The organism is Rhodococcus sp. MSC1_016, assembly GCF_023667485.2.
Taxonomy (GTDB): domain Bacteria; phylum Actinomycetota; class Actinomycetes; order Mycobacteriales; family Mycobacteriaceae; genus Rhodococcus_F; species Rhodococcus_F oxybenzonivorans.
Genome location: NZ_JAMOZI020000001.1, coordinates 4,827,172 through 4,843,850, shown reverse-complemented (window position 1 = coordinate 4,843,850; position 16,679 = coordinate 4,827,172). Strand labels below are relative to the sequence as shown.

Here is a 16,679-nt window from a genome sequence, read left to right as displayed (position 1 = left end):
ACGCGGTGCTCTGCTTTTCCTGAGGGGGAAATCAAGAAGTACAGCGGTCGGAACCGGCCCGGCGGACTGTACGTGCTGTCCGCCGAATCCGGTGGTTAGAAAGAGAAGGAAAAGCATGGCACAGGGCACTGTGAAGTGGTTCAACGCGGAAAAGGGCTTCGGCTTCATCGCACCCGAGGACGGCTCCGCTGACGTCTTCGTTCACTACTCCGAGATCCAGGGCAGCGGTTTCCGCACCCTCGAGGAGAACCAGCGCGTGGAGTTCGAGGTCGGCCAGGGCACCAAGGGCCCCCAGGCAACCGGCGTTCGCGCAGTCTGATTCTGCCGTCCATTCCGTGGACACGAAAATCAGATAGGCGGGATCTCGCGATTCCGTCCGAATCGTCCCCCATCGCCCGAGGCGGTGGGGGACGATTCGTTTTCCATGCTGGTGGCCACAGTGACGTGGCAGAAGGGGGTAGGTCGATGAGTCAGCTCTCCTTCTTCTCTGCGGAGGCACTTCCACCGGCGGTTGCGGATCTGGGTGGGCTTCTCGCAGCGTCGGGCCAGGTGGTCTCCGGCGGCGGCCGCGCGCGGATTTCCATCGTGGTGGATGCGCTGTGGCGCGCGGAAGGAATCGCCGAGCTGATCGCCGAGGCGGGGCTGGAAGCCGAGATCACCCGGAGCGACGAGGGCAGCCCGCTCGTGCGCACCGCTTCGGTAGTCGACTTGCGGCCCCTCGCGGAGCAGTGGACGAGGGGCGCGGTGAAGGCGGTGCCGCCGGGCTGGGTGCCGTCCGGGAGGCAGCTGCGGTTCTGGGCTCTGGCTGCGGGCCACGGCGAAGCGGACGGAGAACGCTTCGTTCTCGGACTCGATTCGCACGCCCCGGACACCCACGCGCCACTGGCTCAGGCCTTGATGAGGGCGGGTATGGCGCCGACGTTGATAGGCACGCGCGGGTCAGGTCCCGGCCTTCGAATATCGGGTCGGCGTAGGCTCGGCAGACTCGTCGAGAGTATCGGCGAAGCACCCGGAAATATGGACGACCGTACCGGTTGGCCCCACATGTAGGACCGCGTAGGCAGTACTGATCTGCGAGGACGGCTCCCCGGTATGTCACTCTAGTAATAGGCGAACCCGGTATAAACGGTTTGTCTGCACAACTGTCGGGTGGCAGCGATCGACTTCAGGAAGGTTCGGGCAACAGGTGGCAAAAGGTGACAACGGCAGTGCGCAGGATGCGGCGGGAGCGTCCGGCCAGCCTCGCCGCCTCGTGATCGTCGAGTCGCCGACCAAGGCCCGCAAGATTGCTCCTTACCTCGGAAAGAACTACGTCGTCGAGGCGTCGGTGGGGCACATTCGTGACCTTCCTCGCGGCGCCGCCGATGTTCCGGCCAAGTACAAAGGTGAGCCGTGGGCCCGACTCGGTGTCGATGTCGATCATGATTTCGAGCCGCTGTATGTGGTCAGTCCGGAGAAGAAGTCCAAGGTCACCGAACTGAAGGGCCTCCTCAAGGACGCCGACGAACTGTTCCTCGCCACCGACCCCGACCGTGAGGGCGAGGCCATCGCCTGGCACCTGCTCGAAACTCTCAAGCCGAAGATTCCGGTTCGGCGGATGGTCTTCCACGAGATCACCGAGCCGGCCATCCGAGCGGCCGCCGACGACACCCGCGAACTCGACACCGACCTGGTCGACGCGCAGGAAACTCGGCGCATCCTCGACCGTCTCTACGGTTACGAGGTCAGCCCGGTCCTGTGGAAGAAGGTCATGCCGAAGTTGTCGGCGGGCCGTGTGCAGTCCGTCGCCACCCGTGTCATCGTTCAGCGTGAACGCGAGCGGATGGCATTCCGGTCCGCGTCCTACTGGGACATCTCGGCCACCCTCGACGCAGGCGCCGACGCGAGCCCGCGCAGCTTCGGGGCCCGTCTGGTGAGTGTCGACGGTTCACGAGTCGCGTCGGGTCGCGATTTCGGCTCGGACGGCCAGCTGAAGACCGGCACGGTCACGGTGCTCGACGAGGCCCGTGCACAGAGGCTCGCCGAATCCCTCGCCGGTGTCGACCTCACCGTGTCGTCCGCGGAGAGCAAGCCGTACACGCGCAAGCCCTACCCACCGTTCATGACGTCGACCCTCCAGCAGGAAGCGGGACGCAAGCTTCGATTCACGTCGGAGCGGACGATGCGCATTGCCCAGCGGTTGTACGAAAACGGCTACATCACCTACATGCGTACCGACTCGACGACGTTGTCTGCATCGGCCATCGCCGCAGCGCGTGCGCAGGCCACCGAGTTGTACGGCGCAGAGTACGTTCACGCGTCGCCGCGCCAGTACACCCGCAAGGTGAAGAACGCCCAGGAAGCTCACGAGGCGATCCGTCCTGCGGGCGACGTCTTCCAGACTCCGGGGCAGCTGCACTCACGGCTCGATACCGACGAGTTCCGGCTCTACGAATTGATCTGGCAGCGCACCGTGGCGTCCCAGATGGCCGATGCCCGCGGCACCACGCTCACCCTGCGGATCTCGGGTACGGCAGGTACGGGCGAAGAATGCACGTTCTCCGCGTCGGGCCGCACCATCACGTTCGCCGGCTTCCTGAAGGCATACGTCGAAAGTGTCGACGAAGAAGCCGGCGGCCAGTCCGACGACGCGGAGTCGCGCCTGCCGGTGCTCGTCGAGGGCCAGGCGGTCACCGCGACGAAACTCGATCCGGACGGCCACACCACCAATCCCCCGGCCCGGTATACCGAGGCGAGCCTGATCAAGACCCTCGAAGAGCTGGGCATCGGTCGCCCGTCCACCTATTCGTCGATCATCAAGACCATCCTCGACCGTGGATACGTCTACAAGCGCGGTAGTGCGTTGGTGCCGTCCTGGGTCGCGTTCGCCGTCATCGGCCTCCTCGAGATGCACTTCGGTCGGCTCGTCGACTTCGACTTCACCGCCGGGATGGAGGACGACCTCGACGCAATCGCCGGTGGCCGGGAACAGCGCGGCAACTGGCTGAGCAGTTTCTACTTCGGCGGTGATCACGGCGCCGAGGGTTCCGTCGCCCGCGAGGGTGGCCTGAAGAAGATGGTCGGTGTCAATCTCGAAGAGATCGACGCTCGCGAGGTCAACTCCATCCGACTCTTCGACGACGCCGAAGGCCGCGAAGTTCATGTCCGTGTCGGACGCTTCGGTCCTTACCTCGAGCGGATGGTTCGCAACCCGGACGACCCCGAGGGCGACCTCATCTCGCAGCGTGCAAACCTGCCCGACGACCTTCCGCCGGACGAGCTGACACCCGAGTACGCCGAGAAGCTGTTCTCGACCCCCCAGGAGGGCCGCAAGCTCGGTGTCGATCCACTGACCGGGCACGAGATCGTAGCGAAGGAGGGCCGGTTCGGCCCTTACGTCACGGAGATTCTTCCCGAGCCGGAACCCGAGCCCGAACCGGCCGTGGTGCCGGTCACCGAGCCGGAGCCTGCCGAGGGCACCACCAAGACCAAGACGGCTGCGAAAAAGGCCCCTGCCAAGAAGGCGGCGAAGAAGGCAGCGGGTCCCAAGCCGAGAACCGGTTCGCTTCTCAAGTCCATGGATTTGGCCACGGTCACCCTCGACGACGCCCTGAAGTTGCTGTCGTTGCCGCGTGTGGTGGGTATCGATCCCGAATCGAAGGAAGAGATCACCGCCCAGAACGGCCGGTACGGTCCCTACCTCAAGAAGGGCACCGATTCGCGGTCACTCGCCACCGAGGACCAGATGTTCACGGTCACGCTGGAAGAGGCCTTGAAGATCTACGCGGAGCCCAAGCGCCGCGGACGGCAGGCATCGGCGACGCCGCCCCTGCGGGAGCTGGGCGTCGACTCGGTCAGTGAGAAGCCGATGGTGATCAAGGACGGCCGGTTCGGACCGTATGTAACGGACGGCGAAACCAACGCCAGCCTTCGCAAGGGCGATGAAGTGGAAAGCATCACCGACGCTCGGGCGTCGGAACTGCTGGCGGAGCGTCGGGCGCGCGGACCTGTCAAGAAGAAGGCTCCCGCCAAGAAGGCCCCGGCCAAAAAGGCTGCGGCGAAGAAGACTGCTGCCAAGAAGGCACCGGCGAAGAAGGCTGCTGCGAAGAAGGCCGCGGACAAGAAGGCGTGAGCCGGTACGGCGGGGCGTCGGGGGTGTCGCAGGTGCGGGATAGTCTGACGTCGTGACCGTATTCGACCGGTTGGTGGGCCAGGCAGACGTCGAGGCCGAACTGACAGCCGCTGCTACGGCGGCCCGTCTCGGACTCGGCTCAATGGGGTCGTCGATGACGCATTCGTGGCTTTTCACGGGCCCCCCAGGCTCGGGCAGGTCGGTGGCCGCACAGTGCTTCGCTGCGGCCTTGCAATGCACCAGTGACGGCGTCCCTGGCTGCGGTGCGTGCCACTCCTGCACCACTGCAATGGCAGGCACCCACGGTGATGTGCGGCGGGTGGTTCCAGAAGGACTGAGCATCAGCGTGAGGGAGATGCGGGCCATCGTGCAGACGGCCTCCCGCAGGCCCAGTACCGGTCGCTGGCAGATCGTCGTTGTGGAGGACGCAGACCGTCTCACCGAGGGCGCGGCCAACGCTCTCCTCAAGGTTGTCGAGGAGCCGCCGGATCGCACCGTGTTCCTGCTGTGCGCTCCTTCCGTCGATCCCCAAGACATCTCGGTGACCCTGCGGTCGCGCTGCCGGCACGTCGCCCTTGTCACTCCGTCGGCGGACGCGATCGCTCAGGTTCTGCGCGAGAGGGATGGTGTGGAGCCCGAAGAGGCGCGCCTTGCCGCGTCGATCAGTGGCGGTCATGTCGGGAGGGCACGGCGACTGGCGACCGACCTGAATTCCCGCATTCGTCGCAAGGAAGCCCTGGACCTTGCGGTCGCGGCATTGCGACCCGCGACTGCGTTCGCGGCTGCCGAGGAGTTGGTGCGCTCAGCCGATGCCGAAGCGAAAGAGATGAGTGCGGCGCGAGACGAGCAGGAGACGGAAGAGTTGCGCACCGCCCTGGGTGCAGGAGGCACCGGCAAGGGCGCTGCCGGGGCAATCCGAGGATCGGCCGGTGTACTCAAGGATCTGGAGAAGCGGCAGAAGTCGAGGGCTACCCGCACGGGACGTGATGCGCTGGATCGCGCTCTCATCGATCTCGCGGGTCTCTACCGCGACGCCCTCGCCGCCACGTGGGGATCGGCAGCCGCAGCAAACCATCCCGACATGGCCGACCGAGCTGCGGAACTCGCGTCGAGAACCTCGCCGGAAGGCCTGCTGAAGTGCATCGAAGCGGTACTCGAGTGCCGTGAGGCGATCGCTGTCAACGTCAAACCACAGTGGGCGGTCGACGCCATGGTGGCCAGCCTCGGCGACGCGTTCAGGGAGCCGTTTTCGCATACTCGGGGTTGAGGCGCTAGACTCGCCACCGCCGAAAGGCACCGCTGCCTTAGCTCAGTCGGTAGAGCATTTCACTCGTAATGAAAAGGTCGAGAGTTCGATTCTCTCAGGCAGCTCAGCGGTTCTCTGGCCCTTCCCGATTCCTCGGGGAGGGCCAGAGTCGTATTCGGATCCGACACGTCGAGGACGGGGATCCGTGTCGTTCGCAGTCCCGACCCGCCGCGGCGGGGAAAGATCCGGAAGACTGGAAGCGTGGACATCGAGAATCGGACCCGTACCTCACAGGTGGCGGGTCTACGTGCGCTCGGTGCGCCCGCAACGGTTGCTGCAGGGGCGGCCGCCGCCGTCGCTCTCCTGCACTTTCGCGATCCACATCAGTCGGGTGCGTACGGCTTCTGCCCCGTGTACGCATTGACGGGATGGTGGTGTCCGGCCTGCGGGGGCCTTCGTGCTGTCCACGACCTCACCGATCTGGACATCGGGGCCGCGTTGTCGAGCAACGCCTTGATCGTTCCGTTGCTCGCTGTCTCGGTGTACTTGTGGGTGCGGTGGGGGCAGCGCCGCTGGGCGGGAGCGCGCGCTCGATCGATCGGCATCCGTCCATATGTGATGGTCGGTGTGCTGATCGCTCTCGCGGCGTTTACGGTCACGAGGAATACATCTTGGGGAAGCTGGCTGGCGCCGGCTTGACGACGGTCGCCGCCGGCATGAAACAGAGAGTCGGTTCACAGATGGCAATGCAGGTTTTCTCGTTGATTGCGATCCTCGGAGCATTGATCGTGCTCATTCCGACAGCGCTCCGAGTCTTCGGTAAGAGCGACAACGTGAAGGCACCCGACGACGCCGAAGAGTGACCGGGCGCTGCTCTCGACAACCCTCCGCCCCACGGTCATGATTCGTGTATGAGTGATTCGCTGAAGGACCGGGTCCGGGAGAAGTTGCTCCGCCAGCTCGCCGAAGACGGAGGCCACCCGGTCCAGGAGGCGGAAGGTGACGATCCCCGGCTGGTGTCGATCGATGCGGATCTTGCCGCGCTGGAGCAGGCAGCCGACGGCGATGTGGTCATCGAGGAACTCGCCGCGAAGTACTGGGTTCCGTAAAAAGGCGCTCCAGCAGGCTGACCAGGCAATTTGGCGTAGCGGGTGTTCGTCGCGTAACTTATTCCAAGTCAGAGCGACACGGACACCGACCCCGGCCGGAAGGCGGGGGACACGAGGTTGGACGAAGGCGCCTGAACTTCCCGAAGATGCTGATCTTGATTGGTGTGTTCGAGATGTCCTGGAGGTTCCCGTTTGCATCGGGGGTTGGCAGGAGTTAGGCTGGAGCGGTTGCCCCGGATCGGCTAGCGAGTGTGCTGGTGGTGATGGTGTGTGCGTGTTCTTTGAGAACTCAACAGTGTGTCGATGAATGTCAGTGCCAAATGTTTTTGGTACTCCGCATCACGGGTGATCGGCTGGGCCTTTTGGGGTTTGGTTGTGAGTGGTGTGGGTATTTGCTGGCTCTTTCTCCTTCTTCCGTCGGAGAGGGGGTCGGTGTTTGATTGAGCTAGTTTGAGTTTTTGATCGCTAGTGATTTGACTCGATGTCTATGACTGATTGGGGTTCGCCTCTTTCTAGAGTCTTCAACGGAGAGTTTGATCCTGGCTCAGGACGAACGCTGGCGGCGTGCTTAACACATGCAAGTCGAGCGGTAAGGCCCTTCGGGGTACACGAGCGGCGAACGGGTGAGTAACACGTGGGTGATCTGCCCTGCACTTCGGGATAAGCCCGGGAAACTGGGTCTAATACCGGATACGACCTTCGGCTGCATGGCTGGGGGTGGAAAGGTTTACTGGTGCAGGATGGGCCCGCGGCCTATCAGCTTGTTGGTGGGGTAATGGCCTACCAAGGCGACGACGGGTAGCCGACCTGAGAGGGTGACCGGCCACACTGGGACTGAGACACGGCCCAGACTCCTACGGGAGGCAGCAGTGGGGAATATTGCACAATGGGCGAAAGCCTGATGCAGCGACGCCGCGTGAGGGATGAAGGCCTTCGGGTTGTAAACCTCTTTCAGCAGGGACGAAGCGCAAGTGACGGTACCTGCAGAAGAAGCACCGGCTAACTACGTGCCAGCAGCCGCGGTAATACGTAGGGTGCAAGCGTTGTCCGGAATTACTGGGCGTAAAGAGTTCGTAGGCGGTTTGTCGCGTCGTTTGTGAAAACTCACAGCTCAACTGTGAGCTTGCAGGCGATACGGGCAGACTTGAGTACTGCAGGGGAGACTGGAATTCCTGGTGTAGCGGTGAAATGCGCAGATATCAGGAGGAACACCGGTGGCGAAGGCGGGTCTCTGGGCAGTAACTGACGCTGAGGAACGAAAGCGTGGGTAGCGAACAGGATTAGATACCCTGGTAGTCCACGCCGTAAACGGTGGGCGCTAGGTGTGGGTTCCTTCCACGGAATCTGTGCCGTAGCTAACGCATTAAGCGCCCCGCCTGGGGAGTACGGCCGCAAGGCTAAAACTCAAAGGAATTGACGGGGGCCCGCACAAGCGGCGGAGCATGTGGATTAATTCGATGCAACGCGAAGAACCTTACCTGGGTTTGACATATACCGGAAAGCCGTAGAGATACGGCCCCCCTTGTGGTCGGTATACAGGTGGTGCATGGCTGTCGTCAGCTCGTGTCGTGAGATGTTGGGTTAAGTCCCGCAACGAGCGCAACCCTTGTCTTATGTTGCCAGCACGTAATGGTGGGGACTCGTAAGAGACTGCCGGGGTCAACTCGGAGGAAGGTGGGGACGACGTCAAGTCATCATGCCCCTTATGTCCAGGGCTTCACACATGCTACAATGGCCAGTACAGAGGGCTGCGAGACCGTGAGGTGGAGCGAATCCCTTAAAGCTGGTCTCAGTTCGGATCGGGGTCTGCAACTCGACCCCGTGAAGTCGGAGTCGCTAGTAATCGCAGATCAGCAACGCTGCGGTGAATACGTTCCCGGGCCTTGTACACACCGCCCGTCACGTCATGAAAGTCGGTAACACCCGAAGCCGGTGGCCTAACCCCTTGTGGGAGGGAGCCGTCGAAGGTGGGATCGGCGATTGGGACGAAGTCGTAACAAGGTAGCCGTACCGGAAGGTGCGGCTGGATCACCTCCTTTCTAAGGAGCATCTCCAGTCATGTACCGCTGAACAGTCAGTGGATGATGGTCTGGCAGAGGCCATTTCGGATGCGTATGTTATCCGGTGGTTGCTCATGGGTGGATCGCTGACAAGTATTGGTTCTCAACTGCCGGCCTGTGTGCTGGTGGGAGGGCGAATTATATCGACATACTGTTGGGTCCTGAGAGAACACGTGAGTGTTTTTTCTTTCAGGAAAGTGACGATCCGGTTCGGAGGTCAGGCAGACCGCATCACTTTGGTGGTGGGCATGGTGCTGGCGAGTTCGAGGCGGGTGTGTTGTTTGAGAACTGCACAGTGGACGCGAGCATCTTTGTTGTAAGTAATGAAGAGCGTACGGTGGATGCCTTGGCACCAGGAGCCGATGAAGGACGTAGGAGGCTGCGATAAGCCTCGGGGAGCTGTCAACCGAGCTGAGATCCGAGGATGTCCGAATGGGGAAACCCAGCACGAGTGATGTCGTGTTACCCGCATCTGAATATATAGGGTGTGTGGAGGGAACGTGGGGAAGTGAAACATCTCAGTACCCACAGGAAGAGAAAACAATAGTGATTCCGTGAGTAGTGGCGAGCGAAAGCGGAAGAGGCTAAACCATGGATGTGTGATAGCCGGCAGGCGTTGCATTCGTGGGGTTGTGGGGTTCATCTTGTCAATGCTGCCGTGTTGGCCGACAGTAAGAAATCATGGTGTTAGTGGAAGTGGTCTGGAACGGCCTGTCGTAGAGGGTGAGAATCCCGTACACGAAAACATTGTGACTGTCGTGATGGAAACCCAAGTAGCACCGGGCCCGTGAAATCTGGTGTGAATCTGTCGGGACCACCCGATAAGCCTGAATACTCCCTGGTGACCGATAGCGGACTAGTACCGTGAGGGAAAGGTGAAAAGTACCCCGGGAGGGGAGTGAAATAGTACCTGAAACCGTGCGCTTACAATCCGTCAAAGCCTTCGAACACTTCGGTGTTGGGGGTGATGGCGTGCCTTTTGAAGAATGAGCCTGCGAGTTAGTGGCATGTCGCGAGGTTAACCCGTGTGGGGTAGCCGTAGCGAAAGCGAGTCCGAATAGGGCGTTCATAGTGGCATGTTCTAGACCCGAAGCGGAGTGATCTACCCATGGCCAGGTTGAAGCGACGGTAAGACGTCGTGGAGGACCGAACCCACTTAGGTTGAAAACTGAGGGGATGAGTTGTGGGTAGGGGTGAAAGGCCAATCAAACTCCGTGATAGCTGGTTCTCCCCGAAATGCATTTAGGTGCAGCGTCGCGTGTTTCTCATCGGAGGTAGAGCTACTGGATGGTCTAGGGGGCCCACAAGCTTACCGAAATCAGCCAAACTCCGAATGCCGGTGAGTGAGAGCGCGGCAGTGAGACTGCGGGCGATAAGGTTCGTAGTCGAGAGGGAAACAGCCCAGATCGCCAGCTAAGGTCCCTAAGCGTGTACTAAGTGGAAAAGGATGTGGGGTCGCGAAGACAACCAGGAGGTTGGCTTAGAAGCAGCCACCCTTGAAAGAGTGCGTAATAGCTCACTGGTCAAGTGATCCTGCGCCGACAATGTAGCGGGGCTCAAGTACACCACCGAAGCTGCGGCATTCACACAATGCACCCCCATTTTCCTGCGGGAGGGTGGGCAGTGGTGTGGATGGGTAGGGGAGCGTCGTGTGGCCATGGAAGCGGCGGGGTGACCCAGCCGTGGAGGCCACACGAGTGAGAATGCAGGCATGAGTAGCGAAAGACGAGTGAGAAACTCGTCCGCCGAATGACCAAGGGTTCCTGGGCCAGGTTAATCCGCCCAGGGTGAGTCGGGACCTAAGACGAGGCCGACAGGCGTAGCCGATGGACAACGGGTTGATATTCCCGTACCCGTGTGAACGCGCCCCTGGTGAATCAGTGATACTAACCACCCTGAAACCGCGTGTGGACCTTCGGGTTCGTGCGTGGTGGATGCGTGGGACCTGATCTGGTAGTAGCCAAGCGATGGGGTGACGCAGGAAGGTAGCTGAGCCAGTCAGTGGTAATACTGGTGTAAGCCTGTAGGGAGTGACCTAGGCAAATCCGGGTCACACATATCCTGAGAGGTGACGCATAGCCGAATGAGGCGAATTCAGTGATCCTATGCTGCCGAGAAAAGCCTCTAGCGAGCTTTCACACGGCCCGTACCCCAAACCGACACAGGTGGTCAGGTAGAGAATACTAAGGCGATCGAGATAACTATGGTTAAGGAACTCGGCAAAATGCCCCCGTAACTTCGGGAGAAGGGGGGCCTCGTCTGGTGATCACTCTTGCAGTGTGAGCTGGGTGGGGCCGCAGAGACCAGTGAGAAGCGACTGTTTACTAAAAACACAGGTCCGTGCGAAGTCGTAAGACGATGTATACGGACTGACGCCTGCCCGGTGCTGGAAGGTTAAGAGGACCGGTTAGCCATTTCGGTGGCGAAGCTGAGAATTTAAGCCCCAGTAAACGGCGGTGGTAACTATAACCATCCTAAGGTAGCGAAATTCCTTGTCGGGTAAGTTCCGACCTGCACGAATGGCGTAACGACTTCTCAGCTGTCTCAACCATAGACTCGGCGAAATTGCATTACGAGTAAAGATGCTCGTTACGCGCGGCAGGACGAAAAGACCCCGGGACCTTCACTACAGCTTGGTATTGGTGTTCGGTTCGGTTTGTGTAGGATAGGTGGGAGACTGTGAAGCGCTCACGCCAGTGAGTGTGGAGTCGTTGTTGAAATACCACTCTGATCGTATTGGACCTCTAACCTCGGACCATGATCTGGTTCAGGGACAGTGCCTGGTGGGTAGTTTAACTGGGGCGGTTGCCTCCCAAAATGTAACGGAGGCGCCCAAAGGTTCCCTCAGCCTGGTTGGCAATCAGGTGTCGAGTGCAAGTGCACAAGGGAGCTTGACTGTGAGACTGACAAGTCGAGCAGGGACGAAAGTCGGGACTAGTGATCCGGCACCGGCAAGTGGAAGCGGTGTCGCTCAACGGATAAAAGGTACCCCGGGGATAACAGGCTGATCTTCCCCAAGAGTCCATATCGACGGGATGGTTTGGCACCTCGATGTCGGCTCGTCGCATCCTGGGGCTGGAGTAGGTCCCAAGGGTTGGGCTGTTCGCCCATTAAAGCGGCACGCGAGCTGGGTTTAGAACGTCGTGAGACAGTTCGGTCTCTATCCGCCGCGCGCGTTAGAAACTTGAGGAAGGCTGTCCCTAGTACGAGAGGACCGGGACGGACGAACCTCTGGTGTGCCAGTTGTTCCACCAGGAGCACCGCTGGTTAGCTACGTTCGGAAGGGATAACCGCTGAAAGCATCTAAGCGGGAAGCCTGTTCCAAGATGAGGTTTCTCACCCCCTCGAGGGGGTAAGGCCCCCGGCAGACCACCGGGTTGATAGGCCAGAACTGGAAGCCCAGTAATGGGTGTAGGTGACTGGTACTAATAGGCCGAGGACTTACCACAAAGAAGCTACGCGTCCACTGTGCAGTATCTGAAACAACACACACGATTCACCATGTTCTTCGGGGAATCGGGTGCGGGCGAAGCCCCCCACGTTTTGTGGATGGGTTCCGCGTTCACTCGAAAATTTTTCCCTCCGGAGGACGATGGGTGTGACAGTTTCATAGAGTTACGGCGGCCATAGCGGAGGGGAAACGCCCGGCCCCATTCCGAACCCGGAAGCTAAGCCCTCCAGCGCCGATGGTACTGCACTCGACAGGGTGTGGGAGAGTAGGACACCGCCGAACATCCGTTACCGGAAGCCCCCCAACACCTGTTGGGGGGCTTCCGGCATTCCACCACAAAAAATCCAGTAGGTGAGCGCGCCGCATCCGGACGGATTTGATATATCGCGGGCGGTCAAGGGACGGTTTCCAATTCGAATCCCGGTTTCGCTTGACCAATGGAATCGATGTTGCTCGTGGAATAACTGCACCGATTGAGATCACGCCTTGTGGGCATTTGGGGTTGTGCCAGACAATGATTTGTCGGCGATATTTTGTCACGTAGGAGTTCGTCGGCTCGTTCAATGCGGTCTTGGTCACGGTCGTAATCGATGCTGCCTTCAGGCGCAAATGCGCGGTCACCGGCGTCATCAGTCGGCGCGGCCGGCCGAAACCGTTGTCGTACTACGACAGTGACTACATTGCACCAGTACCGATCGCGCGCACGACATCGTGGTGCCGACCAGACCCATACCGGACCTACGAAGAGTTCCGGGCCTCGGCCGCAGCCGGAATCCGCGGCGCCCAAAAGGCCATGAGGTAAATCTCATCCAGCGGCATACTCTTGAGCCGCGGACAAAGAGAGATTTGCAGCAGTCATCTGCGACGCCAGAGCTCCGCGCTCGGCTTCGCTACCGCCGAGAGTGCCAGCGGCATTTGTAACTGACTTCGTTCCGGCAACCGAAAATTGGCCCCTGGGTTGGCCTCGTCACCGAAGGCCTCAACCAGCGGCCAAAGGGGTTGTTCGAGGTGATGAGAGCAATAAAAAGACCCGTGGATCGATTTTGCCGTTGGCTGGCGTGTCCCTCATGTGGTCAGCGGGACGAGTCGGCTAGCGGGCTACGCGGTAGCGGAGGTAGACCACTTTCGAATTGAGGGTGCGGGACTCGAGGAGGTCGAGGTTCACCCGATGCTGGCTAGAGGAAAGAAGGTGCGGCCACCGCCCAGCAGCACTGGGTAGACCCTGGCCCGGTACTCGTCGATGAGACCCAAGGCGGCCGCCTCGGCGGCGAGAGTCGCTCCGCCGATCGCGATGTCGCCCACCGCCGGTTCGGCTCGCAATCGCTCGATCTCATCCGCCAGACCGCTGGACGCGAGGCGGGCGTTTCCCTGCACCGCCGACAGCGTGGTGGAGAACACCAACTTCGGGAGCCCCCTCCAAAGCGCGGCGAATTCGAGCGTTGAGTAGTCGAGCGACGGGTTCTGGTCGGCGGTCTCCCAGTACAGCATGGTCTCGTACAGCCGTCGTCCGAGCAGATGGACGCCGACCCGGCGTACCTCGTCAGTGGCGAGGTTGAAGACCTCTTGGTCGGGTGAGCTCCAGTCGAAGGACCCGTCCGGCCCGACGACGTAGCCGTCCAGCGACACGGCCATCGAGTAGGTCACGCTGCGCATCAGGAGCTCCCCTCAGTAGCGGATTCGACTCCATGGTGAGTTGACCATCGCGCGACCAGTCGTGTCACGCGACTTGCCCGATGACCTCCTGATTCGTGGTCGTCGGGTTTCCGACGAGGACGCCCTTCTCGAACTTCGCGTCGGCGCGGACGAGGGTGACGAGGTGGGGTGCGTTCACGGCACACCATCCGGGTGGGTGGGCTCATGAGTGTGAACACCTTCGCAATACCGGCCGCGAAGGTGCCGGGTCCCTTGGTGACCCAGTGCCGGAGCCGCACGGTGGTGAAGGTCGGCTTGATCGGGTGGTGTGCAGGTGGATCCAGTGCTCGGCCGATAGTCATAGAAGAGAAGGCGAGCAGCAGATTGAGGTGGTCGGTGACCTTTGCGGTCGCCTTGGTGCACTTGGAGGTGTAGTCGTCGGCGAACGTCTTCGCCGTTGCCCGGGCGTGCTCCTTATTCTTTGGCGTTCCAGATCTCGGCTAGTGCAGCCTTCGCGTCAGGCTGGGCGAACCTGGGCAGCGCGTTGAGCACGTTGGCGATCTTGTGGAACCAACACCGCTGCTCGCGGGTGTCGGGGAGCACCTACCGCAGGGCAACCCAGAACCGCCGCCGCCGATGCGAGCACCGGGGCCCGCAACCTGCGACGCTTGCACGAGCGGAGCAGGTCGAGCCAGGGCTCCGAAAATTCGCGTTGTCCGTCGTCGAAGGAGACCAGTTCCCTGGTGCCGTCAGCACGCACGCGACGATGACCAGCAGGCACACCTTGGTCCTGCGCGAGTCGGACCTCGGGTGGATCCCGTCGACCCCCCCACATGCAGACGAAGTCGGTGTCCGTCAGCGAGCGCTTATTGAACGCCTTAGCCTCCTCCTGCCAGTGCCTGGTCATCCGGGTGATGGTGGCCGTCGACAGGCCGCTGCTGCTGCCAAGGAACTGCCCCAACGCCGGGCCGAAGTCCGAGGAGTACAGGCCATGCGGGTACAGCAGCGGCATCACCGCGGCGACCTCGGCCTGCAGTGCCGCCGCGAGCATCAATCTCGCTCGGGAGGTGCGCCAGCTTCAGGTCACCCGCCGAGGGTGATCCACAGATTTTGATTATCGCTCGGTGGTGATCGAGCGGTGCTCACCCTCGAAGGCGCGGATCGCGAGCCGATCGACAGAAGGTCTTGCTCTGCCGGGCGGTCCGAAGACCACGTTGCCTTTCGCGGTCACGAAGCCGAGGGTTCCCGGGTGCGCGAAGGTGTCTCGCTCGGGGCCGCGGGCGTAGTCGAAGTCGAAGTCCTTCAACGAGTTGCGGGCGGGGAATCGCGCCGCCCGCATCCGCGGTCCACCGTCGTGGCTTCCACGGCCGGGACCTCCCGCTGCAGGCAAGCGACCAGGAATACTTCGTGGGTCCAGTTCTCGGACGGGCGCGCTCGACCGATCGGCCGGCAGCGCCACGCAGGGTCGGCTCTTTCAGAGCGCGGGTGAGAAGGCGGCTCAACCCCGCTGTCAGGTCCCGATGCGACGTTCTGGTATTCGCGGTCATTTAGCCACCGCTCCGTCGTAGTCGCGATCCATCTCCGTGGTCCGGCCTGTCGGTAGACCAATGCGATGCGGTCCCGGCATAGTGCCGCAGTGGCTTTCACATGATCGGGGTTGCAGATGTTTGTTGCCGTTGGAGTCGAGGCGGATGTAGTGATCGCCATGACCGTCGCACGTTTCGTCCACCGCATCGCCGCCATCATCGCGGGCCACCAGGTCAACTGGTTCCCCCCGGTGACTGGGGGACCGGGGGGAGGGCGAGCATCGAAGCCCTGGTCGGCGTCGATCCGTTGCCGCGGAAACCCTGCTGGGTCGGTTCGCGTTTTGCGTGTGCCGACATGACCGGCCAGCGCCTTCGCCATCCCGCACCAGCACCCTGGGCGCCGTACCGAGGCTGATGGAGGCGAAGGCCTATCGCAGTGAGTCACCAATCAAACTGTCGCGCAATAGCGTTCGGCGACCTCATGTTCTCGGATCAAAAGGCTTCCTTGTCTATGGTCGTTCGAGGTGGCTCGGTTCAATGCCCCTACCGACTCCTCGTCCCGGCATCACCCGGTTGGCCGTGCGTGCCGAGGAGTCTCCTGGGAAGTTGAGAACGCCCAGCGCCGTATGACGCGAAGACGTCTGCGTTCATGACTGGTTTCTCCAAGTCGGCGCCGACCAACGGCACGGTCACCTGCACGGCCGGGGTGTCGGAATCGGCGTATTCATCAGCGGCTTGGGCAGATACCAGCGGCCGCATCGCTGGAATCCGCTGGCCCCTCCGGAAGGCGGGAACTGAGGTCTGCTGCGCCGCTTTGGAAGGTTCGAGTGCCTCCTCCGTCCCGGTCCTTTGCCGCGGTCACCGGGTGCGTTATCTCAGTCACCACGCTGAGAGCAGACGCCGACATACGCGGGCAGCGTGACTGCATCGAAGGTCTGCCCGCGCTGCTTCGCTAGGTATCCGACCCTGTCGCGCTCGATGAGCCGGCGTTCTGGCGATAGCGGTGTCGATCGCTCTCGGCTCGTTGTCGAGGGTGACCATGTCGTCCGATCAATCCCGCTCCACCGGCGGGCTGGATGGTTGCCTCGTTCGGCGCGACCAGCCTCGGCCAGAACATGGATGAAGCAGGTGAGTTCGGGTTCCGCATCGGGGCCGAGAGCTCTCAGAAGGTCATAATCCGCGTGCGACCTGGCGATTTGGAATGTACGCCCCTGTCGCGTAACTTATTCGAAGTCAGAGCGACACGGACACCGACTCCGCCCGCAGGGGCTGGGACACGAGGTTGTACGGAGTGCCTGGCGAAAAATCTTGAAGTCGGCCGTCGTGTATGGTTGTGCTTCTTCCCCGGATTGTGTTCATGGAGTACTGGTTTGCGCTGGTGCTTCCGGGGAGATAAGATGGAGCGGTTGCCCCGGATCGGTCGGAGATGTTGTCTTCGGGTGTGATGGTGTGTGCGTGTTCTTTGAGAACTCAACAGTGTGTCGATGAATGTCAGTGCCAAATGTTTTTGGTACTCCGCATCACGGGTGATCGGCTGGGCCTTT

The 16,679-nt window shown here is 61.4% G+C and carries 9 protein-coding genes, 1 tRNA gene, 3 rRNA genes and 1 pseudogene; 11 read left to right on the top strand and 3 right to left on the bottom strand.

Going from position 1 to position 16,679, the window contains the following annotated elements:
* The first annotated feature begins 115 nt into the window (after window positions 1-115).
* The 11 genes from L1080_RS22455 (at window position 116) to rrf (ending at window position 12,259) form a co-directional block, all read left to right on the top strand.
* Window positions 116-319, top strand: a complete 204-nt coding sequence (locus L1080_RS22455) for a cold-shock protein (protein WP_005248460.1) — start codon at window positions 116-118, stop codon at window positions 317-319.
* A gap of 146 nt (window positions 320-465) precedes the next feature.
* Window positions 466-1,050: a hypothetical protein gene (locus L1080_RS22450; RefSeq protein ID WP_159918991.1), complete on the top strand. Its 585-nt coding sequence runs from the start codon at window positions 466-468 to the stop codon at window positions 1,048-1,050.
* 136 nt (window positions 1,051-1,186) lie between these two features.
* Entirely contained in the window at window positions 1,187-4,111 is a 2,925-nt protein-coding gene (gene topA / locus L1080_RS22445) for a type I DNA topoisomerase (protein ID WP_159918992.1), read from the top strand.
* 52 nt (window positions 4,112-4,163) lie between these two features.
* Window positions 4,164-5,378, top strand: a complete 1,215-nt coding sequence (locus L1080_RS22440; protein WP_109326390.1) for a DNA polymerase III subunit delta' — start codon at window positions 4,164-4,166, stop codon at window positions 5,376-5,378.
* A gap of 31 nt (window positions 5,379-5,409) precedes the next feature.
* A tRNA-Thr gene (locus L1080_RS22435) sits at window positions 5,410-5,482 on the top strand.
* A 136-nt stretch (window positions 5,483-5,618) separates the two neighbouring features.
* On the top strand, window positions 5,619-6,056 hold the full coding sequence (locus L1080_RS22430; protein WP_250777267.1) for a DUF2752 domain-containing protein: 438 nt from the start codon (window positions 5,619-5,621) through the stop codon (window positions 6,054-6,056).
* Window positions 6,057-6,097: 41 nt separating this feature from the next.
* The gene (locus tag L1080_RS22425; protein ID WP_257792467.1) at window positions 6,098-6,220 is read left to right on the top strand and encodes a hypothetical protein; all 123 of its coding nucleotides are present in this window, start codon (window positions 6,098-6,100) and stop codon (window positions 6,218-6,220) included.
* A gap of 48 nt (window positions 6,221-6,268) precedes the next feature.
* Window positions 6,269-6,466, top strand: a complete 198-nt coding sequence (locus L1080_RS22420) for a hypothetical protein (protein WP_159918994.1) — start codon at window positions 6,269-6,271, stop codon at window positions 6,464-6,466.
* 521 nt (window positions 6,467-6,987) lie between these two features.
* Window positions 6,988-8,505: ribosomal RNA gene (locus tag L1080_RS22415) — 16S ribosomal RNA — on the top strand.
* Window positions 8,506-8,840: 335 nt separating this feature from the next.
* Window positions 8,841-11,975: ribosomal RNA gene (locus L1080_RS22410) — 23S ribosomal RNA — on the top strand.
* A 167-nt stretch (window positions 11,976-12,142) separates the two neighbouring features.
* Window positions 12,143-12,259, top strand: a 5S ribosomal RNA gene (gene rrf / locus L1080_RS22405).
* Together the 16S, 23S and 5S rRNA genes form the textbook arrangement of a ribosomal RNA operon.
* An 879-nt stretch (window positions 12,260-13,138) precedes the next feature.
* Here rrf and L1080_RS22400 read toward each other — a convergent pair.
* The 3 genes and pseudogenes from L1080_RS22400 to L1080_RS22390 form a co-directional block, all read right to left on the bottom strand.
* Entirely contained in the window at window positions 13,139-13,630 is a 492-nt protein-coding gene (locus L1080_RS22400; RefSeq protein ID WP_250778053.1) for a dihydrofolate reductase family protein, read from the bottom strand.
* Window positions 13,631-14,126: 496 nt separating this feature from the next.
* Complete coding sequence (locus tag L1080_RS22395) at window positions 14,127-14,660, bottom strand: transposase (protein WP_250778051.1); 534 nt, start codon at window positions 14,658-14,660, stop codon at window positions 14,127-14,129.
* Window positions 14,661-14,834: 174 nt separating this feature from the next.
* A pseudogene (locus tag L1080_RS22390) lies at window positions 14,835-15,156 on the bottom strand (ATP-binding protein); the annotation flags it as partial.
* Between the last annotated feature and the right edge of the window lie 1,523 nt (window positions 15,157-16,679).